This window comes from Streptococcus sp. HMSC068F04 (genome assembly GCF_001837455.1).
Taxonomy (GTDB): Bacteria; Bacillota; Bacilli; order Lactobacillales; family Streptococcaceae; genus Streptococcus; species Streptococcus salivarius_D.
Genome location: NZ_KV832527.1, coordinates 1 through 215, shown reverse-complemented (window position 1 = coordinate 215; position 215 = coordinate 1). Strand labels below are relative to the sequence as shown.

The window sequence follows — 215 nt, the reverse complement described above, 5'->3', positions numbered from 1 at the left end:
TCTGGTTTTTCAACTGTGTTGGTTCTTGGGTTGTAGTAGTGAACAATTTGACCAGCTGTATTTTCGATATCTTTTCCTGCTGGGGCATCCGTTTTCACGGTTGTCACAATATCAAATTTATAGTAACGACCAAATGCAAACTTAGTTGTATCAATGATTTGAGTGTTGTTGGCATCTCCTAGTGATTTCGTGAAGCCAGCTTTAAGGGTCGCTGT

The 215-nt window shown here is 40.0% G+C and carries 1 protein-coding gene; it reads right to left on the bottom strand.

Annotation, left to right across the window (positions count from 1 at the left end):
• Nucleotides 1-215 (bottom strand): hypothetical protein (locus HMPREF2571_RS08905; protein WP_141760077.1); only part of this gene is annotated, 215 nt, incomplete at both ends.